Source organism: Ottowia sp. (genome assembly GCF_016703145.1).
GTDB lineage: Bacteria > Pseudomonadota > Gammaproteobacteria > Burkholderiales > Burkholderiaceae_C > Ottowia.
On sequence record NZ_JADJCO010000002.1, the window covers coordinates 213,905 to 235,032 of the forward strand.

Annotated in this window: 19 protein-coding genes and 1 pseudogene; 7 read left to right on the plus strand and 13 right to left on the minus strand. The window is 70.6% G+C overall.

Annotation, left to right across the window (positions count from 1 at the left end; all coding sequences use genetic code 11):
* The first annotated feature begins 6 nt into the window (after positions 1 to 6).
* On the plus strand, positions 7 to 1,146 hold the full coding sequence (proB, locus tag IPG65_RS01195; RefSeq protein ID WP_293187920.1) for a glutamate 5-kinase: 1,140 nt from the start codon (positions 7 to 9) through the stop codon (positions 1,144 to 1,146).
* 22 nt (positions 1,147 to 1,168) lie between these two features.
* Here proB and IPG65_RS01200 read toward each other — a convergent pair whose 3' ends face one another.
* Entirely contained in the window at positions 1,169 to 1,708 is a 540-nt protein-coding gene (locus IPG65_RS01200) for a CNP1-like family protein (protein WP_293187489.1), read from the minus strand.
* 122 nt (positions 1,709 to 1,830) lie between these two features.
* Positions 1,831 to 2,349: pseudogene (locus tag IPG65_RS01205) on the minus strand (RNA pyrophosphohydrolase); the annotation flags it as partial.
* 106 nt (positions 2,350 to 2,455) lie between these two features.
* Here IPG65_RS01205 and IPG65_RS01210 point away from each other — a divergent pair.
* Entirely contained in the window at positions 2,456 to 4,201 is a 1,746-nt protein-coding gene (locus IPG65_RS01210) for a proline--tRNA ligase (RefSeq protein ID WP_293187490.1), read from the plus strand.
* The gene (locus IPG65_RS01215) at positions 4,198 to 4,845 is read left to right on the plus strand and encodes a lytic transglycosylase domain-containing protein (protein WP_293187491.1); all 648 of its coding nucleotides are present in this window, start codon (positions 4,198 to 4,200) and stop codon (positions 4,843 to 4,845) included. Before IPG65_RS01210 ends, IPG65_RS01215 begins: the two co-directional genes overlap by 4 nt.
* Positions 4,846 to 4,885: 40 nt before the next feature.
* Here IPG65_RS01215 and IPG65_RS01220 read toward each other — a convergent pair whose 3' ends face one another.
* Complete coding sequence (locus IPG65_RS01220; protein WP_293187492.1) at positions 4,886 to 6,193, minus strand: hemolysin family protein; 1,308 nt, start codon at positions 6,191 to 6,193, stop codon at positions 4,886 to 4,888.
* A 229-nt stretch (positions 6,194 to 6,422) separates the two neighbouring features.
* Here IPG65_RS01220 and IPG65_RS01225 point away from each other — a divergent pair, with 229 nt between their 5' ends.
* Complete coding sequence (locus IPG65_RS01225) at positions 6,423 to 7,460, plus strand: YidB family protein (RefSeq protein ID WP_293187493.1); 1,038 nt, start codon at positions 6,423 to 6,425, stop codon at positions 7,458 to 7,460.
* Positions 7,461 to 7,529: 69 nt separating this feature from the next.
* On the opposite strand, the gene grxD is transcribed toward IPG65_RS01225, so the two are convergent.
* The 3 genes from grxD to IPG65_RS01240 all read right to left on the minus strand — a co-directional run bounded on the left by grxD (position 7,530) and on the right by IPG65_RS01240 (position 9,671).
* Complete coding sequence (gene grxD / locus IPG65_RS01230; RefSeq protein WP_293187494.1) at positions 7,530 to 7,859, minus strand: Grx4 family monothiol glutaredoxin; 330 nt, start codon at positions 7,857 to 7,859, stop codon at positions 7,530 to 7,532.
* Positions 7,860 to 7,987: 128 nt separating this feature from the next.
* Complete coding sequence (locus tag IPG65_RS01235; protein WP_293187921.1) at positions 7,988 to 8,278, minus strand: H-NS histone family protein; 291 nt, start codon at positions 8,276 to 8,278, stop codon at positions 7,988 to 7,990.
* 85 nt (positions 8,279 to 8,363) lie between these two features.
* Positions 8,364 to 9,671: a hemolysin family protein gene (locus IPG65_RS01240; RefSeq protein ID WP_293187922.1), complete on the minus strand. Its 1,308-nt coding sequence runs from the start codon at positions 9,669 to 9,671 to the stop codon at positions 8,364 to 8,366.
* A 37-nt stretch (positions 9,672 to 9,708) separates the two neighbouring features.
* On the opposite strand from IPG65_RS01240, the gene IPG65_RS01245 reads away from it, so the two are divergent.
* On the plus strand, positions 9,709 to 10,551 hold the full coding sequence (locus IPG65_RS01245) for a symmetrical bis(5'-nucleosyl)-tetraphosphatase (protein ID WP_293187495.1): 843 nt from the start codon (positions 9,709 to 9,711) through the stop codon (positions 10,549 to 10,551).
* On the plus strand, positions 10,548 to 11,798 hold the full coding sequence (locus IPG65_RS01250; RefSeq protein WP_293187496.1) for a DUF445 domain-containing protein: 1,251 nt from the start codon (positions 10,548 to 10,550) through the stop codon (positions 11,796 to 11,798). Before IPG65_RS01245 ends, IPG65_RS01250 begins: the two co-directional genes overlap by 4 nt.
* 81 nt (positions 11,799 to 11,879) lie before the next feature.
* Here the strand turns inward: IPG65_RS01250 and IPG65_RS01255 are convergent, their stop codons facing one another.
* Both IPG65_RS01255 and IPG65_RS01260 read right to left on the minus strand, forming a co-directional pair.
* Positions 11,880 to 13,337 carry a DEAD/DEAH box helicase gene (locus IPG65_RS01255; RefSeq protein WP_293187497.1) on the minus strand — a complete coding sequence of 486 codons (1,458 nt, stop codon included), beginning with the start codon at positions 13,335 to 13,337 and terminating at the stop codon, positions 11,880 to 11,882.
* A gap of 131 nt (positions 13,338 to 13,468) precedes the next feature.
* The gene (locus tag IPG65_RS01260) at positions 13,469 to 14,344 is read right to left on the minus strand and encodes a neutral zinc metallopeptidase (protein ID WP_293187498.1); all 876 of its coding nucleotides are present in this window, start codon (positions 14,342 to 14,344) and stop codon (positions 13,469 to 13,471) included.
* Positions 14,345 to 14,453: 109 nt separating this feature from the next.
* Here IPG65_RS01260 and IPG65_RS01265 point away from each other — a divergent pair, with 109 nt between their 5' ends.
* Positions 14,454 to 15,374, plus strand: coding sequence for a delta(1)-pyrroline-2-carboxylate reductase family protein (locus IPG65_RS01265; protein ID WP_293187499.1), 921 nt, complete (start codon positions 14,454 to 14,456; stop codon positions 15,372 to 15,374).
* A gap of 178 nt (positions 15,375 to 15,552) precedes the next feature.
* On the opposite strand, the gene dcd is transcribed toward IPG65_RS01265, so the two are convergent.
* From dcd to IPG65_RS01290, 5 genes are all read right to left on the minus strand, one after another.
* Positions 15,553 to 16,119: a dCTP deaminase gene (gene dcd / locus IPG65_RS01270; protein ID WP_293187500.1), complete on the minus strand. Its 567-nt coding sequence runs from the start codon at positions 16,117 to 16,119 to the stop codon at positions 15,553 to 15,555.
* Positions 16,120 to 16,175: 56 nt separating this feature from the next.
* Positions 16,176 to 17,459: a guanine deaminase gene (gene guaD / locus IPG65_RS01275; RefSeq protein ID WP_293187501.1), complete on the minus strand. Its 1,284-nt coding sequence runs from the start codon at positions 17,457 to 17,459 to the stop codon at positions 16,176 to 16,178.
* A 90-nt stretch (positions 17,460 to 17,549) separates the two neighbouring features.
* Positions 17,550 to 18,470, minus strand: coding sequence for an ABC transporter permease (locus IPG65_RS01280; RefSeq protein WP_293187502.1), 921 nt, complete (start codon positions 18,468 to 18,470; stop codon positions 17,550 to 17,552).
* The gene (locus tag IPG65_RS01285; protein WP_293187503.1) at positions 18,470 to 19,534 is read right to left on the minus strand and encodes an ABC transporter permease; all 1,065 of its coding nucleotides are present in this window, start codon (positions 19,532 to 19,534) and stop codon (positions 18,470 to 18,472) included. The genes IPG65_RS01280 and IPG65_RS01285 overlap by 1 nt, the downstream gene beginning before the upstream one ends.
* Positions 19,521 to 21,089 (minus strand): ABC transporter ATP-binding protein, encoded by a 1,569-nt coding sequence (locus IPG65_RS01290; RefSeq protein WP_293187504.1) that lies wholly within the window; start codon positions 21,087 to 21,089, stop codon positions 19,521 to 19,523. Before IPG65_RS01290 ends, IPG65_RS01285 begins: the two co-directional genes overlap by 14 nt.
* Positions 21,090 to 21,128: the final 39 nt, after the last annotated feature.

The window sequence follows — 21,128 nt, forward strand, 5'->3', positions numbered from 1 at the left end:
CAAAAAATCACTTCGGAGGCCCTGCGGCAGGCACGCCGCATCGTGATCAAGGTGGGCTCCAGCCTGGTCACCAACGAGGGGCGCGGGCTGGACGAGGCGGCCATCGGCGAATGGTGCCGCCAGATGGCGCTGCTGGCGCGCGGCGACGATGGCCTGGGCCGGCGCGAGGTGGTCATGGTCTCCAGCGGCGCGATCGCCGAGGGCATGAAGCGCCTGGGCTGGGCCCGGCGCCCGCACGAGGTCAACGAACTGCAGGCCGCCGCCGCCGTGGGCCAGATGGGCCTGGCGCAGATGTACGAGACCAAACTGCGCGAGCACGGCCTGCGCAGCGCGCAGGTGCTGCTGACGCACGCCGACCTGGCCGACCGCGAGCGCTACCTGAACGCGCGTTCCACCCTGATGACGCTGCTGCAGTACCAGGTGCTGCCGGTCATCAATGAGAACGACACCGTCGTCACCGATGAGATCAAGGTCGGCGACAACGACACCCTGGGCGCGCTGGTGGCCAACCTGATCGAGGCCGACCTGTTGGTCATCCTGACCGACCAGCGCGGCTTGTTCACCGCCGACCCGCGTCGCGACCCGCGGGCCGAGTTCGTGCACGAGGCGCGCGCGGGCGACCCGGCGCTGGAACGCATGGCCGGCGGCGCCGGCTCCAGCATCGGCAAGGGCGGCATGCTGACCAAGATCGTGGCGGCGCGGCGCGCGGCTGGCTCGGGCGCGTCCACCGTCATCGCCTGGGGCCGCGAGCCCGATGCGCTGCTGCGGCTGGCGCGCGGCGAGAACATCTGCACCCTGCTGGTGGCGCCGACCCAGAAGACCCAGGCGCGCAAGCAGTGGATGGCCGATCACCTGCAGTTGCGCGGCGCGCTCACCGTGGACGAGGGGGCGGCCGCCAAGCTGCGCGGCGAGGGCAAGAGCCTGCTGCCGATCGGCATGACGCAGGTGGAAGGCGTGTTCTCGCGCGGCGACGTCATCGCCATCCGCGACGCCGCGGGCGGCGAACTGGCGCGCGGGCTGGCCAACTACTCCAGCGCCGAGGCGCGCCTGCTGTGCCGCCGGCCGTCGAGCGAGATCGAGGCGCTGCTCGGCTACAGCGCCGAGCCCGAGATGGTGCACCGCGACAACTTGGTGCTGATGCGCTGAGCGCCCCGGCGGCCGGCCAGGATCAGCGGTACAGCGACTGGCTGCCCGACTTCAGCTCGCGCACCATGTCCCGCACGGTCTGCCGCACGCCGGGGCCGACGCAGAGGCCGTCGCGCGCCAGCCGGTAGGGGTGCTGGACCACCACGCCGCTCTGGCCCCGCATGGTCTTCCAGGTGTTGTCGCCGTTGGGACTCCATTCGCCGCCCTGCACCTGCCGCGCGTACACGCGGTACTCGGCCGTGGCGCAGCGGATACCTTCGTAGGTGGCGTTCACGGCCGAAGGGCCGCGCGCCACCACCACGTAGCGCACCACGCCGGTGTCGTGGTTGAGGGTGATGGTTTCGGGGTCGATGCCCATCTCGACCGTCGACGAGCGCGGCATCTCGATCTCGATCAGCTGCTGCACGCTGTAGGCCGGTGGTGGTGGTGGCGCGTCTTCCTTCCAGTCGGCGCGGTCCAGGTCGGCGTACTGCGCGGCGGCGGAGAAGGCCGCCGCCAGGGCGGTGGTGGCCAGCAGGCGCGGCAGCGGCGTGCGCGCCGGGATGTGCACGTGAGAGGTCATGGATCCTTTCGCGGCGTGAGCGCCGGGCGCGCGATCCCTTCCAGCGCCAAGCCCGGAGGCCGCTCGAAAGCGGCGGCCGCGGGCGGGTGTTCCTGAACCCCGATCGGCGGCAGATCACCATGCTCGCGCGCGCGCATGCCGCCGCGCAGGAAGCGATTGCGGTATTCGGGCCGGGGCAGGAAGCGCGCCAGTTCGATCAGCGCCATCTCGTACACGCCGCGCTTGAATTCGACCACCACGTCCAGCGGCACCCAGTAGTCGTTCCAGCGCCAGGCATCGAATTCGGGGTGGCTGGTGGCGCGCAGATTCAGGTTCCAATCGTGCGCCACCAATTGCAGCAGATACCAGATCTGCTTCTGGCCCTTGTAATGGCCGCGCGCGTCGCGGCGGATGAACCGGTCTGGCACCTCGTAGCGCAACCAGTCGCGGGTCCGGGCCACAATGCGCACATGTTCAGGCTGGAGCCCGACTTCCTCGTGCAGTTCCCGGAACATGGCCTGCTCGGGAGATTCGCCCCGATCGATGCCGCCTTGCGGGAATTGCCAGGAGTGGGAGCGGATGCGCTTGCCCCAAAATACCTGGTTCTTCTGGTTGAGCAGGATGATGCCGACGTTCGGGCGAAAGCCTTCCCGGTCGAGCATAATCAAACCTCAAAATCTATAAATTGTGACCATTATGCACCGCGCCCGATGCGGGGCGAGTGAGCACAAACCCCCAAGTTCGGTGCGCCTATCGCACCCGATGCCGATGAAAGCCTCCCAGTTCCTGATCTCCACTCTCAAGGAAGCGCCTGCCGACGCCGAAGTCGTCAGCCACCAGCTCATGATGCGCGCCGGCATGATCAAGCGCCTCAGCGCGGGCATCTACACCTACATGCCCATGGGCCTGCGCGTGATCCGCAAGGTCGAGGCCATCGTGCGCGAGGAGATGAACCGCGCCGGCGCGGTGGAGCTGACGATGCCGGTGGTGCAGCCGGCGGAGCTGTGGAACGAAAGCGGCCGCTTCGACAAGATGGGCCCCGAGTTGCTGCGCCTGAAGGACCGCCACGACCGTGACTTCGTCGTCCAGCCGACCAGCGAGGAAGTGGTCACCGACATCGCGCGGCAGGAGTTCAAAAGCTACAAGCAGTTGCCCAAGAACCTCTACCAGATCCAGACCAAGTTCCGCGACGAGCGGCGCCCGCGCTTCGGGCTGATGCGCGGGCGCGAATTCACCATGAAGGACGCCTACAGCTTCGACCGCGACGAGGCCGGCGCCAAGCGCAGCTACCAGGCCATGGCGCGGGCTTACCGTGCCATCTTCGACCGCTTCGGCCTGACCTACCGCGCCGTGGCTGCGGACTCGGGCGCCATCGGTGGCGACCTGAGCGAGGAGTTCCAGGTCATTGCCGCCACGGGTGAGGATGCCATCGTCTATTCCACCGGCAGCGACTACGCCGCCAACATGGAGAAGGCCGAGGCACTGGCGCCCCAGGGCCCGCGCCCGGCGGCGGCGCAGGCGATGGCCAAGACGCCCACGCCCGGCAAGAGCACCTGCGCCGACGTGGCCGAACTGCTCGCGCTGCCTTTGCGGAACACGGTCAAGTCGCTGGTGCTGGCCACCGACGAGCTGGACGAGCGGGGTGAAATCGCCCGGACCCGGCTGTGGCTGCTGCTGCTGCGCGGCGACCACGACATGAACGAGGTCAAGGCCGGCAAGGTGCCGGGGCTGGATGCGGGCTTCCGCTTCGCCACCGTACCCGAGATCGTCGATCACTTCGGCACCAGGCCGGGCTACCTGGGCCCCATCGGCCTGAAGAAACCGGTGAAGATCGTCGCCGACCGCGAGGTGGCCGTGATGGCCGACTGGGTGTGCGGCGCCAACGCGGAGGACTTCCACCTCACCGGCGTCAACTGGGGGCGCGACCTGCCCGAGCCCGATCTGGTGGCCGACCTGCGCAACGTCGTCCCCGGCGACGCGGCGCCGGACGGCCAGGGCGAGTTGGCTATCGAGCGCGGCATCGAGGTCGGCCACGTGTTCTACCTCGGCACCAAGTACTCCAAGGCGATGAACGCCACCTTCCTCGACGAGGACGGCAAGCCCAAGCACTTCGAGATGGGCTGCTACGGCATCGGCATCACGCGCCTGCCGGCGGCGGCGATCGAGCAGAACCACGATGCGCGCGGCATCATCTGGCCCGACGCCATCGCCCCCTTCACCCTGGTCATCTGTCCCGTGGGCATGGACCGCAGCGAGGCGGTGAAGGCGGCGGCCGAGGCGCTGCACGCCGACCTCCTGGCCGCCGGCGTGGACGTGATCCTGGACGACCGCGGCGAGCGCCCCGGCGCCATGTTCGCCGACTGGGAGCTGATCGGCGTGCCGCACCGAGTGACCATCGGCGACAAGAGCCTGAAGGACGGCCTGATCGAGTACCAGCACCGCCGCGACGCCGCCGCCACCAAGGTGCCGGCGGGCGAGATCGCGGCCTTCGTGCGGGCCAAGCTGGGGGCATGACGGCGCGGGCGGAGGACGGGCCTGGAGAATCGACGCTTTCCAGGCGAAACTGGCTAAGGTCGGTACCAGTATTGGCCGGATCGCTTTTTTTTCAGGAGCAATCCTGGGCCGGAGGACAGCTCGAGGAGCCGCTGGCCGATTCGGTGCGCACGGCCCTCGGCGCGGCCATCGCCAACAGCGCGCCGCCGGTGCCGACCTTCGCCAGCACCGAGGCGCGGCTGGCCTACCTGCGCTGGCTCTCCGGCATGAGCGACCGGCTCTACGGCCGCAAGAAGAGCTTCGGCGAGCGCATCGAGTTTTTGCAGACCGTGTGGTACGAGACGCGCCGCGCCGGGCTCGACACCTCGCTGGTGCTGGGGCTGATCCAGGTCGAGAGCGCGTTCCGCAAGTTCGCCGTCTCCAGCGTCGGCGCGCGCGGCTACATGCAGGTGATGCCGTTCTGGACCCGCGTGATCGGCGACGGCGACGCGGGCAAGCTGTTCCACATGCAGACCAACCTGCGCTTCGGCTGCGTGATCCTGCGCCACTACCTGGAGCGCGAGCGCGGCGATCTGTTCATGGCCCTGGGGCGCTACAACGGCTCGCGTGGCAAGCCGCAGTATCCCAACGCGGTGTTCGGGGCGCAAAAAAAGTGGTCTTTTTAGCCGTTAACCCGCGCTAATACTGTAAATATAGCTATCAAATTCATAGTTTCCGGGCGCCTGCCATGCCGTCGCGCGTGACCAGCACCTGGTCGATCCGGTAGTTGTCCACGTCCATCACCTCGAAGCGGTGGCCGTCCCACTGCACGCAGTCGGTGCGGCGCGGCACCCGGCGCAGCATCACCATCAGGAAGCCCGCCAGGGTGTCGTATTCGCCGGCGTGGGGCGGCGCCGCCAGCGACAGCGTGCGCAGCACGTCCTGCATGGGCGTGAGGCCGTCGATGAGCCAGGAGCCGTCGTCGCGGCGCACGATCATCTCCTCGTCCTGCGGCGTCACCAGCTCGCCCATCACGGTGCTCATCACGTCGTTCAGCGTGATCACGCCCACCACCGAGCTGTACTCGCTCACGATGAGCGCGAAGTCCTCGTGCTGCTGCCGAAACTGGTGCAGCACCTCCGACAGACTCAGCCGGTCGGGCACCACCACCAGCTTGTGCAGCAGCCCGTCGTCGGTCAGGCGGATGGGCTGGCCGCGCAGCACGCGCAGGAACAGGTCCTTGGCGTCCACGCAGCCGATGACCTGGTCCAGCCCGTCCTTGCACACCGGGTAAGTCGAGAACGGCTCGGCCGCGATGCGCGCGCGCACCACCTCGTCCGGGTCGTCGTGGCGCAGCCAGGCGATGCGGTCGCGCGGCGTCATGGCGCTGCTGACGGGTCGTGTCTCCAGCTCGAACACGTTCTCGATCACCTGTTGCCCCGGCCGGTCGATCAGGCCGGCCTGCGTGCCGGCCTCGGCCAACGCCAGGATGTCGTCGGGCGTGATGCGGTCGTCGCGCTGCATGGGCAGGCCCAGCAGGCGCATCATCAGGTCGGCGCAGCGCGAATACACCCACACCACCGGCTTGAAGGCCCGCAGGAACGCCTGCATCGGCCCGATCACGCGCACCGCCACGCGCTCGGGCTCGGCCATGCCCAGGCGCTTGGGCAGCAGGTCGGCGAACACCACGAACAGCGACGTGACCACCAGCACCGATGCGCCGAAAGCCAGCGTGGCGGCGGTCGCCTCCGGCATCCAGCGCCGCAGCAGCGCCGCCAGGGGCGGGCCGAACAGCCCCTCGCCCACGATCCCGCCCAGGATCGCCACCGCGTTCACGCCGATCTGCACCGCAGTGAAGTAGTGGCCCGGCTGCTCCTGCACCCGCAGCACCAGCAGCGCGCGCGCATCGCCGTCGTTGGCCAGTTGGCGCAAGCGCAGGGGGCGCGAGGCGGCCAGCGCGATCTCCGCCACCGAGAAGAACGCGCTGATGGCGATCAGCAGGACGATGAACAGCAGGCTCTGGGTGAAACTCATGGCGGGTGGCCGGGTGCGTCCGGCGCACCCCGGATAAGCCCGAACGGGCCGCCAGCCAGTGTATGCAGATTTCCCGGCGCTTCTTCGGGGCGGGCTTGCGCTGTAGGAATGGGATGACAGTGGCGAGAGAGGGCGTTCACTATAATTTTTCCAGCGGACGGCTTGCGCCGGTCCTTCCTTCGGGCCTGTGGGCCTACCCTGGCAGACGAGATGAGAAAGGTGAATGGCGATGTTTGATGTTCTGATTCGCGAGGCCGGGGCCCGCTTCGGCTTGGGCGACAAGGCCCTGCCGCTGGTCCAGATGCTGCTGGCCTACATGACCGCCAAGGAAAGCGGCGGCCTGGCGGGCTTCCTGGAGAAGTTCAAGGCGGCTGGCTTCGGCCCCATCATCCAGTCCTGGCTGGGCGGTGGCCCCAGCGCCCAGCCCATCGGCAACAACCAGATCGAGACCGTGCTGGGCTCCAGCGGCGGCCTGCTGTCGCTTGTCACCGGCAAGCTGGAGCTGGGCCGCGACAACGTGACCTCGGCGCTGGGCTACCTGCTGCCTGCCATCGTCGGCAAGCTCACGCCCGGCGGCAGCATCCCCTCCGGCTTGCCGGCCCAAGTGACCAGCCTGGCCGCGGCCGGCCAGAGCCTGCTGGCCGCCCCGCCGCCCAGCAGTGCCGTGGCGCCCGCCGCGGGCGGCGGCCTCATGAAATGGCTGCCCTGGGCCATCGTGGCGCTGGCGGCGCTGTTCGGCGTCAGCTACTGGGGCAAGAACCGGACCGGCGATGCGCCGGCGCCGGTCGAGGCGCCGGTCGATGCGCCAGCGCCCGCCGCCAGCGGCGCGCCGCTGGCGCCCGAGGCTTTGCCCGCCCCCGCGCCCTCCGCGACGGGCAGCGAGGCGGGCGCCGCCGCGTCCGGCGACGAGCCCACGGGGGCGGCGGTGGTCGGCCTGCAGGTTGGCGACATGCCGGCACTCAAGGTCTACTTCGACTCCGGCAAGACCGACGTGCACGGCGACTTCGCCGCCAAGTCCAAGGAACTGGTCGACTACATGGCGGCCCACGCCGACGCCAAGGCGGTCATTTCCGGCTTCAACGACCCGACGGGCAACGCCGCCGCGAACGAGGAGCTGTCCAAGAACCGCGCCAAGGCCGTGCAGGCGGCCCTGGTGGGCGCTGGCGTGGCCGAGGACCGCACGGTGCTGGAGAAGCCCGCCGACGCCACGGGATCGGCGGCCTCCAACGCCGCGTCGCGCCGCGTCGAAGTGGTCTTGCGCAAGTAAGGCGCGCAGCCCGGCCGCAAAGCAAAACGGACGCCTTCGGGCGTCCGTTTTTGTTGCAGGGCCGCTGGCCTACGCGGCGCTGCCGGCCACCAGCTGCTGCAGCTCGCCCGACTCGTACATCTCCATCATGATGTCGGAGCCGCCGACGAACTCGCCCTTCACGTAGAGCTGCGGAATCGTCGGCCAGCGGCTGTAGTCCTTGATGCCCTGGCGGATGGCCTCGTCTTCCAGCACGTTCACCGTCGTGACCGTGCGCGGGTCCACGCCGCTGGCCTTGAGAATCTGGATGGCGCGGCCGGAAAAGCCGCACATGGGAAAGCTGGCGTCGCCTTTCATGAACAGCACGATGGCGTGGTTCTTCACCAGATCATCGATGCGCTGCTGGGTGTTCTGGTCCATGGTGGATTCCTTTGCTTGCAAGAGGCGGGATTATTCCATCTTCGCCGCGATGGCGCCGCGCGCGGAGGGCGCGGCCCGGACACGAAAAAGGCGCTCACCGAGCGCCTGATCCGGACGGGGGCTGGAAGTCAGCCGATCACGAACATGCTGCGATCCTTGCCCTCGATCCACTTGGGCGCCTTGCCGCGGCCGGTCCACGTGCTGCCGGTGGCCGGATCGCGGTATTTGGGGGCGACCTTGCCGCCCGAGCGGGTTTTGACGGCCTTGCGGCTGGAAAACACATCCTGCGGGGTCAGGCCATATTCGGCGACCAGCGCGCGCACCCGGTTCACCGCATCGGCGATTTCCTGCTTGCGTGCTTCCTCGATCTGCAGGGCCAGCGTTTCCTGCTGCTTCAGAAGTTCCTTGTAGGTGGCCATGATGTTCATTTGCTCCAAAATTCGGGTGGCTCGAAATATAGCACCATCTTGCAGCCGCGCAGGGGTTTTTTAGCGGTCGGGATATTCAGCCTGCCTCCGCCAGGGGCTCGGCGATGCGCGCCACCACCTTGTCGATGCGGCGGCCCTCCATCTCGCTCACCTCGAATATCCAGCCTGCGCACTCGATTTCATCACCCGGATCGGGAAAATGCCCGGCCACGGCCAGCAAAAGCCCCGCCAGGGTGTTGTAGCGGCCCTTGTCCTGGTGCGGTAGCTCGTCCAGCCCCAGGCGCGCCTTGAGTTCGCTGACCGGCATCAGGCCCTCCAGCAGCCAGCCGCCGCTGGCCAGCGGGGTGGCCCAGGCGTCGATGTGGGCGCTGGGCTTCAATTCACCGGTGATCGCCTCCAGTAAATCCCGCGGCGTCACCAGGCCCTGCACCACGCCATATTCATCGACCACGAACATGAGCCGGCCGGACTTGGCGCGCCATTGCTCCAGCATCTCCATGGCGCTCAGGGTTTCGGGCACGAATGACGCCGGCACCGCGTGGACTTCGAGCCCGTCACCGGACTGGCGTTCCAGCTCCAGCAGCCGCACCACCGAGATAATCCCGACCACCTCGTCCAGGCCGCCACGGCAGACGGGATACCACGAATGAGCGCCTTTCTCGCCGCGCCCCGCCACATATTCCAGGGCCTCGGCCACGCTCTGCCGGGCGTCCAGCCACTCGATATCGTCGCGCGGCATCATCAGCGAGGTCAGGGGGCGGTCATCGAGGTGGAACACGTTGCGCACCATCTGGTGCTCGTGCTCCTCGATCAGGCCGGCGTCCACGCCTTCCTCCAGGCTGGCGGAGATCTCCTCCTCGGTCACCGCGCGGCCTTGCGATTCATCGATGCGCAGCAGCTTCAGCATGCCCTGCGTGCACATCGACAGCAGACGCACGAAGGGCTTGGCCAGGCGGGCCAGCCAGATCATGGGCCGCGACACCCAGCGCGCCACGGTTTCCGGGAACATCTGGCCGATGCGCTTGGGCACCAGCTCGCCAAAGACGATGGTGATGAAGGTGATGGCCGTCACCACCAGCGCCGTGGCCGTGATCGAGGCCGCCGCCTCGCTCAGGCCCAGGCCGGCCAGCCAGGCCGCCACCGGCCCGCTGAAGGCGGCTTCGCCCACGATGCCGTTGAGCATGCCGATCGAGGTGATGCCCACCTGCACCGTGGACAGGAACTGCGTCGGTTGCTCCATCAGCCGCAGCGCCGCTGTCGCGCCGGCATCGCCGCTTTCCTCCATCGCCGCCAGCCGCGCCTTGCGGCTGGACGCCACGGCCAGTTCCGACATGGCGAACAGGCCATTGAGCAGGGTGAGGCAGACGATCAGGATGAAGTCCATGCAGGCCGGGCGCTGAGCCGGGGGAGAATCCAAGGCCATGGGACTCTACCTGATCGGTGACGTGCAGGGCTGCGACGCGGCCCTGGGCCGGCTGCTCGATGCCGCGGCCTTTTCGCCCAGCCGCGACCGGCTCGTCGTGCTGGGCGACCTGGTCAACCGCGGCCCCGATTCGCTGGCCGTGCTGCGGCGGCTGATGGCGCTGGGCGACGCGGCCGAGGCCTTGCTGGGCAACCACGACCTGCACCTGCTGGCGCTGTCGCAGGGCGTGCGACGGCCGCACCGCCTCGACACCGTGGGCGACATCCTGGCCGCGCCCGACCGCGCCGCGCTGCTGGACTGGCTGCGCCAGCGCCCGCTGGCGCTGTGCGAGCGCGGCGTGCTGATGGTGCACGCCGGCGTACTGCCGTCGTGGACGGCGGCGCGGACGCTGGCGCTGGCGGGCGAGGTCGAGGCCGTGCTGCGCGGCGCGGACTGGGCCGGCTTCCTGCACCAGATGTACGGCAACCAGCCCGACCGGTGGCGGGACGACCTGCAAGGCGCCGACCGCCTGCGCGTGATCGTCAACGCGCTGACGCGGCTGCGCTTCTGCACGGCGGACGGCCGCATGGAATTCGACACCAAGGAGGGCGGCGCCACGGCCGCGCCGCCCGGCTATCTGCCCTGGTTCGACGTGCCGGGGCGCCGGACGGCGCGGGACGTGGTGGCGTTCGGCCACTGGTCCACGCTGGGCTGGCTGGGGCGGCCCGACCTGATCGCGCTCGACACCGGCTGCGTGTGGGGCGGTTGCCTGAGCGCCGCGCGCCTGGGCGCGACCCCGCACGAACGCGCGCTGATCCAGGTGCGGTGCGAACAGGCCCAGGTGCCGGGGCGGAGCGCGTGAGCCGCCCGCGCTCGTTCCAGGGCATGCAGCGGCTGGCGCTCGGCCTGCTGGCGGGCGCCGCGCTGCTGTACGCGCTGGCCATCGGGCTGGAGCCGCGCCACGCCGCCTGGGGCTACGTGGCCGCCTTCGCCGAAGCTGCCATGGTCGGCGCCATCGCCGACTGGTTCGCGGTGGTGGCGCTGTTCAGACACCCGCTGGGCCTGTCCATTCCCCACACCGCCATCATCCCGGAGAACAAGAACCGCATCGGCGAGAACCTGGCCGACTTCATGGCCACGCACTTCCTGTCCACCGAGCAGGTGCTGGCGCGCGTGCGCGACTTCGACGCCGCCGGCCGCGTGGCCGGCTGGCTGTCGCGGCCCGCCAACGCCGCGCGCGTGGGCGAGCGCCTGGCCGAGGCGGCGCGCTGGGCCGCGGGCGCGCTGGCCGACGAGCGCGTGCGCCAGTTCGTGACCGACCTGGCGCGGCGCGGCCTGCGGCAGGTGGACGTGGCGCGCCTGTCCGGCCAGGTGCTGCAGTCGATGACCGCCGAGCGCCGTCACCAGACGCTGCTGGACGGCGTGCTGGTGCAGCTGGCGCGCCTGCTGGGCGAGGACGCCATGCAGGACACCATCACCGAGGCCTTCGCGCGCGAGGTCAAGGCGCTGAAGTACGTGGGGCTGGACCAAGTGGCCGCGCGGCTGGCCATGCGCAAGGTGGTGGCCGTCATCGCCAAGACCATCGTGGACATGGCCGAGGATCCCGACCACGTGCTGCGCCACCGTTTCGACGAACTGGTGGAGCAGTTCATCGGCCGCCTGCAGTCCGACGAGGCGCTGCGCCTGCGCGGCGAGCGGCTGAAGGCCGAACTGCTGGACAGCCCGGCGTTGGGTCGCTACGTCAGCGAGCTGTGGGACGACCTGCTGGCCTGGCTGCGGGACGACCTGGCGTGCCCCGATTCGAGCCTGCGCCTGCGCATCGCGCAGGCCGCCCGGACGCTGGGCGAGCGCCTGGCGTCGGACGCCGAGGTGCGCGGCTGGATCAACGGCGAGCTGCAGGCCGCCGCGCCGCGCCTGATCGAGCGCTACCGCGGCGACGTCGTGCGCTACATCGTGGAACGCGTGCAGGCCTGGGACGCGCGCGAGATGACCGGCGAGCTGGAGCGCCACATCGGGCGCGACCTGCAGTTCATCCGCATCAACGGCACCGTGGTGGGCGGCCTGGTGGGCCTGCTGATCCACACCGCCACGCAATTGTGGCGGGGATGAATGCTATTTTAATAATAGCTTATAGCGCAATACCGGTGCGGGTTTGAGGCGGTTTTCATTCGAAAACCGCCCGCCGCGGCCTCAGGCCGCCGGCTCGGACGCCTTGAACAGCGCCGCCACCTTGCGCTTGGGCTTGATGTTGGCCGACAGGCCCGGGCGCGGCGCCGCGCGGGCGCTTTTCTCCCACGCGGGCGGGGCGTCGGCGGCCTCGGCGGGGGTTTCGTAGGGGCGGTCGAAGAAGGGGTCGGCCTGCGTCGCGGACGGCAGGGGCGCGCGGCGTTCGCCGCCGCTGCCGCGCCGCTCGCCGCGTTCGCGGCGCGCCGCGTCGCGGGCATCGCCGGTTTCCTCGCCCTGCCAGCGGCGGCGGCCGTCGTTCTGGCGGCCGTGGGGCTTCTCCTCCTCGAACGCCAGGTGCTCGAGCTCGACCTTGGCCTTGAGCAGCTTCTCCAGCTCGCCCATCAGCCGCTGGTCGCCCCGGGTGACCAGGGTCACGGCCAGACCCGAGGCGCCGGCGCGGCCGGTGCGGCCGATGCGGTGCACGTAGTCCTCGGCGTTGAAGGGCACGTCGTAGTTGAAGACGGCGGGCACGTCCTTGATGTCCAGCCCGCGCGCGGCCACGTCGGTGGCCACCAGCAGGTCCACGTCGCCGCGCTTGAAGGCGTCCAGCGACTTCAGCCGCTCGTCCTGGCTCTTGTCGCCGTGCAGGGCGGTGGTCTTCAGGCCGTCGCGCTCCAGCGCGCGCGCCAGCCGGGCGCAGCCCAGCTTGCTGTTGCAGAAGACGAAGGCCTGGCGCAGCTGCTTGTCCCGCAGCACCTGGCGGATGGCGCGGCGCTTGTCGTCCTCGTCCAGCAGGTAGAAGTGCTGCTCGACGGTGGAGGCGGTGGCGTTGGGCCGCGCCACCTCGATCAGCACCGGGTCCTGCAGGTAGCTGGCGGCCAGGCGCTTGATCTCGGGCGAGAAGGTGGCCGAGAAGAGCAGGGTGGTGCGCTGCTTGGGCAGGTAGCTCAGGATGCGCTGCAGGTCGGGCAGGAAGCCGATGTCCAGCATGCGGTCGGCCTCGTCGAGCACCACGTACTCGACCTGGTTCAGCACGGCGGTCTTGGCCTCGATGTGGTCCAGCAGGCGGCCGGGCGTGGCCACCAGCACCTCGACGCCCTTGCGCAGCGCCTCGGTCTGCGGCTTCATGTCCATGCCGCCAAAGACGACGGTGCTGCGCAACTGCGTGTACTTGGCGTATTGGCTGACCTGGTCGGCCACCTGCACGGCCAGCTCGCGCGTGGGCAGCAGCACCAGGGCGCGCACCGGGTGGCGGGCGGGCGAGACGCTGGCGGTCTCGTGCTTGAGCAGGCGCTGCAGCAGCGGCAACGAGAAGGCGGCGGTCTTGCCGGTGCCGGTCTGGGCCGCGCCCATGACGTCCTGGCCGGCCAGCACCACGGGGATGGCCTGCGCCTGGATCGGCGTCATGGTTTCGTAGCCCATGTCGGCGACGGCGCGCTTGAGCGGTTCGGCCAGCGCGAGGGTGGAATAGGGTTGTGTCATCTGAACCCGGTATTGTCGCACCGCCGCACCCCGCCTGCACGGGTGCTCGCCAGGGCCTCGCCCTGCGCCGGATAGCTACTTTTTATATAGCGTCTAGCGCATGTTCCATGCGGTCTGAAGGCCGATATGGCTTATAAGGCCTGCGCGCTGAAGGTGTCGCAGGCCTGCACGCTGCCGGTCTTGAAGCCCTGGGCGAACCAGCGCTGGCGCTGCGTGCTGGAGCCGTGGGTGAAGCTGTCGGGCACGGCGTAGCCCTGGCTGCGCTTTTGCAGCGCGTCGTCGCCGATCTTCTCGGCGGCGTTCATGGCCGCCTCGATGTCGCCCGGGTCCAGCCACTGCTTGGACTGCTGCGAGTGGTGCGCCCAGATGCCGGCGTAGCAGTCGGCCTGCAGCTCCAGCCGCACCGACAGGGCGTTCTGCTGCGCCTGGCTGATGCGCCCGCGCATCGAATCGACCTTGTCCGTCATGCCCAGCAGGTTCTGCACGTGGTGGCCCACCTCGTGCGCGATCACGTAGGCCTGCGCGAACTGGCCCGGCGCGCCGAGTTGCGTGCGCAGCGTGTCGAAGAAGCCCATGTCCAGGTACAGCTTCTGGTCGCCCGGGCAGTAGAACGGCCCCATCGCCGACTGTCCCGTGCCGCAGGCCGTGGGCGTGGCGCCGCGGAACAGCACCAGCTTCGGGTTGGCGTAGCGCGCGCCGCCCTGCTGGAAGATCTGGCCCCACACGTCCTCGGTGTTGGCCAGCACGGTGGAGACGAAGGCCGCCTGCTGGTCGCCCTGCGGCGGCCGCGCGGCCGGCGCCTGCTGCACCACCGCCGGGCCGCCGCCGCCGCTGAGCATGCCGATGATCGTCAGCGGGTTGATGCCGAAGATCCACCCGCCGAGCAGTGCGATGACGATGGTGCCGATGCCGATGCTCCGGCCGCCAAAGCCGAAGCCGCCGCCACCCCCGCCGCCGGCGCGGCGGTCTTCCACGTTGTCCGACTGGCGCTGGCCTTCCCATCTCATCGTCTTCTCCTGCTCGCGCGGGTTTGCGCTAGATTGGCGCCATGGTAGCGCCCGCCCGCCCGTTCCGCCCGTCGGACAAGCCCGACACCCGTCCCGCCCGCCCATCCGTATGAGCACCGCCGTCCTCGACGCCCGCCAGACCGCCGCGCGCCTGCCCTGGGCGCCGCTGGTCGATGAGATCGAAGCCCTGCTGGCCGACCCCGCCGTGCACGTGCCCGCGCGCATCGTGATGCCGACGGCCGGCGGCGCCGTGCTCTTCGTCATGCCCGGCGGCGACGCGCGCACGGCGATGACCAAGCTCATCACCCTGACCCCCGCCAACGCCGGCACCGCCACGCCCGTCATCCAGGGCGACGTCATGGTGTTCGACGTCGCCAGCGGCGCGCGCCGGCTGATCCTCGACGGCCCCACCGTTACCGGCCGGCGCACCGCCGCCGTCTCCGCGCTGGCCGCGCGCCGGCTGGCGCCCAACCCGCGCGGGCCGATGCTGGTCGTCGGCGCCGGAGTGCAGGGGCGGGCGCACGTGGAGGCGTTCGCGGCCGCGCTGGGCGTGACGGATTTCCGCATCGCCTCGCGCCAGCGGGGCAGCGCCGAGCGGCTGACCGAGCACGCGCGCGCCCTGGGGCTGCGCGCCGAGGTGGTCCATGATGCCGACGCCGCGCTGGCCGACTGCCCGCTGGCCGCCACCTGCACGCCCGCCCGCGCGGTGGTGCTGCGGGCGCGGCCGCGCGAGGACGCCTTCATCGCCGCCGTGGGCGCCTTCTCTCTGCGGATGGTGGAGATCGACGCCGCCCTGTGCCGCCACGTCGCCGCGCAGGGCCGCCTCGTGGTCGATGCGCGCGACGCCGACCACGAGGCGGGCGACCTGCTTCAGGCCGGGCTGGACGTGCCCGCGCTGCCCATGCTGGCTGACGTGGTGGCCGCGGGCGATGCGCCCCGGCGCGGGCCGGTGCTGTTCAAGAGCTGCGGCTGGGCCGGCTGGGACCTGGCGGCGGCGCGGCTGGCGCTGCGGCTCCCGCACCCTCATTGACCGGGGCTGCACATCACCGGCGAGTCACCCCATCCAAAGGCTCCGAAGGCCGCGGAGCAGGCCATGCCAGTGCACCCATGGCCGGGGTTCGCCCGGCCAGTGGGTGCGCCCCTTGAGGGGGATGCCGGAACATCGCGCAGCGAGTGGCGCAGCGAGTGGCGCAACGGGGTGGGCTGCGTCAGGCCTTGGGCAGCGTCACGCCCACCTGCCCCTGGTACTTGCCGCCGCGGTCCTTGTAGCTGGTCTCGCAGACCTCGTCGCTCTCGAAGAACAGCACCTGCGCGCAGCCCTCGCCGGCGTAGATCTTGGCCGGCAGCGGCGTGGTGTTGCTGAACTCCAGCGTCACGTAGCCCTCCCACTCGGGCTCGAAGGGCGTGACGTTGACGATGATGCCGCAGCGCGCGTAGGTGCTCTTGCCCAGGCAGATGGTCAGCACGTTGCGCGGGATGCGGAAGTACTCCACCGTGCGCGCCAGCGCGAAGCTGTTGGGCGGGATGATGCACACCTCGCCGTGGAAGTCCACGAAGCTCTTCTCGTCGAAGTTCTTCGGGTCCACCACCGTGCTGTGGATGTTGGTGAAGATCTTGAATTCGGGCGCGCAGCGGATGTCGTAGCCGTAGCTGCTGGTGCCGTAGCTGACGATCTTGCGGCCGTCCTGCTCGCGCACCTGGCGGGGCTCGAAGGGCTCGATCATGCCGTGCTGCTCGGCCATGCGGCGGATCCACTTGTCGCTCTTGATGCTCATGTCGGATTACTCTTCTTTTGATAGCTTGTGACTCAATGTCGGTGCGGGCCACAGGATTATTTTGCTTCAGAAATCACCGTTTGCCCGACCACCCGGTCGTCGCCCAGAACGATCAGCGCGAACAGCAGCTCGGCCAGGCTGCCGGCCTGCCGCGTGCGCCGCGCCAGCAGCGGCGTGGCCTCGGGGTCGAGCACCACGAAGTCGGCCTCGCAGCCCGGCTGCAGGTTGCCGACGACGCCCTCCAGGTCCAGCGCGCGCGCCGCGCCGGCGGTGTGCAGCCACCACAGGCGCTCGGGCGGCAGGCTGAGGCCCGGCTTGGTCTGGCCCTCGCGCCCCACGAAGTAGGCCGCGCGCATGGTCGCGAAGGGCGAGAAGCTGGTGCCGCCGCCCACGTCGCTGGCCAGCCCGTGCGCGAAGGGCACGCGCGCGGCGCCCGCGAAGTCGAAGAAGCCGCTGCCCAGGAACAGGTTGCTGGTCGGACACACGGCGGCGGCGCTGCCGGTGTGCTGCATCAGCGCGCGGTCGGCGTCGTCGAAGTGGATGCAGTGCGCGTACACCGCGCGCCGGCGCATCAGGCCGTGGTCGTCGTAGACGGCCAGGTAGCTGCGCGAGGCGGGAAACAGCGCGCGCGCCCAGGCGATCTCGTCCCGGTTCTCGGCCACGTGCGACTGGATCCACACCGACGGGTGGCGGGCGGCGATCTCGCCCGCGCCGCGCAGCTGCGCCGGCGTGCTGGTGGGCGCGAAGCGCGGCGTGATGGCGTAGCCGAGGCGATCGACGCCGTGCCATTTCTGGATGAGCGCCTCGGTGTCGATGAGGCTCTGCTCGGTCTCGTCGCGCACACCGTCGGGGCTGTGGCGGTCCTGCAGGCATTTGCCGGCGATCAGGCGCAGGCGTCTGCGCTGCGCCTCGGCCATCAGGGCGTCCACCGACGCCGGGTGCGAGGTGCAGAACGCCAGTGCCGTGGTCACGCCGTGGCGCAGCAGCTCGTCGCAGAAGAAGCCTGCCACCTCGGCCGCGTGCGCCGGGTCGGCGAAGCGCGCCTCGGCCGGGAAGGTGTAGCGCTCCAGCCAGGGCAGCAGGCTCTCGGCCGGCGAGCCGATGACGTCGGTCTGCGGGTAGTGCACGTGCAGGTCGATGAAGCCCGGCGCCAGGATGCGGCCGGGCAGGTGGGTGCAGGGCACGTGGGCGTGGCGCGGCGCCAGCGTGGCGTGGTCGCCCGCCGCCAGCACCACGGCGCGGCCCGTGGCGTCGCGGCCGACGACCAGCAGGCCGTCGCGGTCGAAGACCGCCTGGCCGTGGGGGTCGAAACGCAGGAGGGAGGCGCGCCATGCATGCATGGGGTGATTGTGACGCGGGCTCCGGTGGTCGGGGCTGGGCGTTGGGTGATCGGGAGTCGGATTGGTGGCCAGACCCCGATCCGCCTGAAATCACCCGCCCGGATAAAACGGCTTGCCCAGCGACGCCGGCATGTTCACCCGTATCCACGTCGGGTTGCGCGAGATCAGCGCCAGCACCACGATGGTGGCCAGGTACGGCAGCATCGTCAGGAACTGGCTCGGCACCTGCACGCCCTGGCCCTGCAGGTGGAACTGCAGCATCGTCACGCCGCCGAACAGGTACGCCCCCAGCAGCACCCGCGCCGGCCGCCAGGTGGCGAAGGTCGTCAACGCCAGCGCAATCCAGCCCTTGCCGGCCACCATGCCCTCGACCCACAGCGGCGTGTAGATCACCGATAGGTACGCCCCCGCCAGCCCGCACAGCGCCCCGCCCGCCACCACCGCCAGCAGCCGGATGCGCCGCACCGGGGTGCCCAGCGCGTGCGCCGACTCGGGCGACTCGCCCACCGAGCGCAGCACCAGCCCGGCCCGCGTGCGGTACAGGAACCAGATCAGGCCCAGGGCCAGCAGCATCGCGCCGTACACCAGCGGGTGGTGCCGAAACAGCGCCGGGCCCGCCAGCGGCACGTCGCCCAGCCCCAGCCAGTCGAACTGCGGGCGCTGGGGCAGCCGGGCCTGCACGTAGCCGATGCCCACGAAGGCCGAAAAGCCCGCGCCGAACAGCGACAGCGCCAGCCCCGTCGCGTACTGGTTGGCATTGAGCCAGATCACCAGCCCGCCGAACACCGCCGCCAGCAGCGCGCCCGCCGCCATGCCGGCGGCGAAGCCCAGCGCGTCGCTGCCGGTGTGCACCACGGCGGCGAAGCCGGCGATGGCGGCGCACAGCATCATGCCCTCGGCGCCCAGGTTGACGATGCCGGCCTTCTCGTTGATCAGCAGGCCCAGCGCGGCGATGGCCAGCACCGTGCCGGCGTTCAGCGTCGAGGCCAGGAGCAGGGCGTAGGCGTCCATCAGCGGCTCCCTCCGGCGCGGCGGATGCGGTAGTTCACCAGCGTGTCGCAGGCCAGCAGCGCGAACAGCAGCAGGCCCTGGAACACGCCCGTCAGCGACTTGGGCAGGCCCAGCCGCGACTGCGCCAGCTCGCCGCCGATGTAGAACATGCTCATCAGCACGGCCGACAGCACCATGCCCAGCGGGTGCAGCCGCCCGACGAAGGCGACGATGATGGCCGCGAAGCCGTAGCCCGCCGGCACGTAGGGCGTGAGTTGGCCGATCGGCCCGGCCACCTCCAGCGCGCCGGCCAGGCCCGCCGTGGCGCCCGACACCAGCAGCGCCGTCCACAGCGCGCGCCGCGACGAAAAGCCGGCGTAGCGCGCCGCCGCCGGCGCCAGCCCGCCCACCTGCTGCGCGAAGCCGACGCGCGTGCGGAACAGGTATACCCACAGCAGCGCCGCGCCCGCCAGCGCCAGCACGGCGCCCAGATTCACGCGCGAGCCGGCCATCAGGCGTGGCACCTGCGTGGCCGCGTCGAAGGTGCGCGTCTGCGGAAAGTTGTAGCCCGCCGGGTCCTTCCACGGCCCGTAGACCAGGTAGCCCAGCACCTGCACGGCCACGTACACCAGCATCAGGCTGACCAGGATCTCGCCGGCGTTGAAGCGGTCGCGCAGGAAGGCCGTGACCCCCGCCCACAGCATGCCGCCCAGCACCCCGGCCAGCAGGATGGCAGCCACCACCCAGCGCCCGGTGCCCGGCCCGGCCAGCAGCGCCACGCCGCCGGCGGCGACGGCGCCGATGACGAACTGCCCCTCGGCCCCGATGTTCCACACGTTGGAGCGGAAGCACACCGCCAGCCCCAGCGCGATCAGCAGCAGCGGCGTGGCCTTCACGCCCAGCTCGCCCAGGGCATAGGCCGACTTGACGGGCTCCCAGAAGAACACCTGCAGCCCCCGCACCGGGTCCTTGCCCAGCGCCACGAACAGCAGCACGCCCAGCAGCACCGTGATGGCCAGCGCCAGCAGCGGCGAGGCCCAGGCCCAGGCGCGCGACGGAGCGGGGCGCGGTTCAAGCCGCAGCATGCGCGGCCTCCACGGAAGGGGCGGGGGCGCCCGGCCACAGGCCGCTCATCCACTGGCCGATCCGCTCCACGCTGGCATCGCGTCGCGCCAACGTGGGCGACAGCCGGCCCTTGGCGATGACGTGCAGGCGGTCGCACAGCTCGAACAGCTCGTCCAGTTCCTCGCTCACCACCAGCACGGCGCAGCCGGCGTCGCGCAGCGCCAGGATCTCGGCGCGGATCTGCGCCGCCGCGCCGACGTCCACGCCCCAGGTCGGCTGCGAGACGACCAGCAGCTTCGGGCGCGCGTCGATCTCGCGCCCCATGATGTACTTCTGCAGGTTGCCGCCCGACAGCGACCGCGCCGGCGCGCCCGGCCCCGCCGCCTTGACGCGGAAGCGCTCGATCAGGCCCGCCGACTGCGCGCGCAGCCGCCCGGTGCGCAGCCAGCCCAGCGGGCCCACGGCCTCGCGCCGCGTCAGCAGCAGGTTGTGCGCCAGGCTCATCTCGGGCACCGCGCCGCGGCCCAGGCGCTCCTCGGGCACGAAGTGCAGGCCCAGCGCGCGGCGCCGGCCCGGCGGCAGGTGGCCGGCGGCCATGCCCGCTATCGAGATGGACGCCGCCGGCGCGCGCTGGTCCTCGCCCGATAGCGCGAAAAGCAGTTCGCGCTGGCCGTTGCCCGACACCCCCGCGATGCCCACCACCTCGCCCGCGCGCACCTGCAGCGCCACGTCCGCCAGGTCGACGCCAAAGGGCGAGCCGCGCGGCAGGTCCAGCCGGCGCACGTCCAGCACCACGTCGCCCGGCGCGCGGTCGTGGTGCCGCAGCGCGGGCGGCTCGGCGCCGATCATCAGGCGCGACAGCGAGGCGTTGCTTTCCTCGCGCGGGTCGCACACGCCAGTGACGCGGCCGGCGCGCATGACGGTGCACGCGGTGCACAGCGCACGGATTTCGTGCAGCTTGTGGCTGATGTAGAGGATGCTGCAGCCCTCGGCGGCGAGTTGGCGCAGGGTGACGAACAGCTTGTCCACCGCCTGCGGCGTCAGCACCGAGGTCGGCTCGTCCAGGATCAGCAGGCGCGGCCCGGCCAGCAGCGCGCGGATGATCTCCACCCGCTGCATCTCGCCCACGCCCAGCGAATGCACGGGCCGCGCGGGGTCGATGTCCAGCCCGTAGGCGGCGGCGGTCTGCCCGATGCGGCGCGTGACCTCGGCCAGCGGGGTGGTGCGCTCCAGCCCGAGCCACACGTTCTCGGCCACGCTCAGCGTCTCGAACAGGCTGAAGTGCTGGAACACCATCGCGATGCCGAGCTGGCGCGCTTCTTGCGGGCTGCGGATGGCGACCTGCCGGCCGTCGAAGCGCACCTCGCCGGCGTCGGGCTTGACGGCGCCGTAGATGATCTTCATCAGCGTGCTCTTGCCGGCGCCGTTCTCGCCCAGCACGGCGTGGATCTGGCCCGGCGTCACCGCCAGGGCCACGCCGTCGTTGGCCACCACGCCGGGGTAGCGCTTGGTGATGCCCGACAGCAGCAGGCGCGGCGCGGAAGCTGCCGTGAGTGGAGGTCGGTCGGTCGCCATGAGCTGTTGAAGAAACGTTGGTTGCCGGAGTGACGGCCG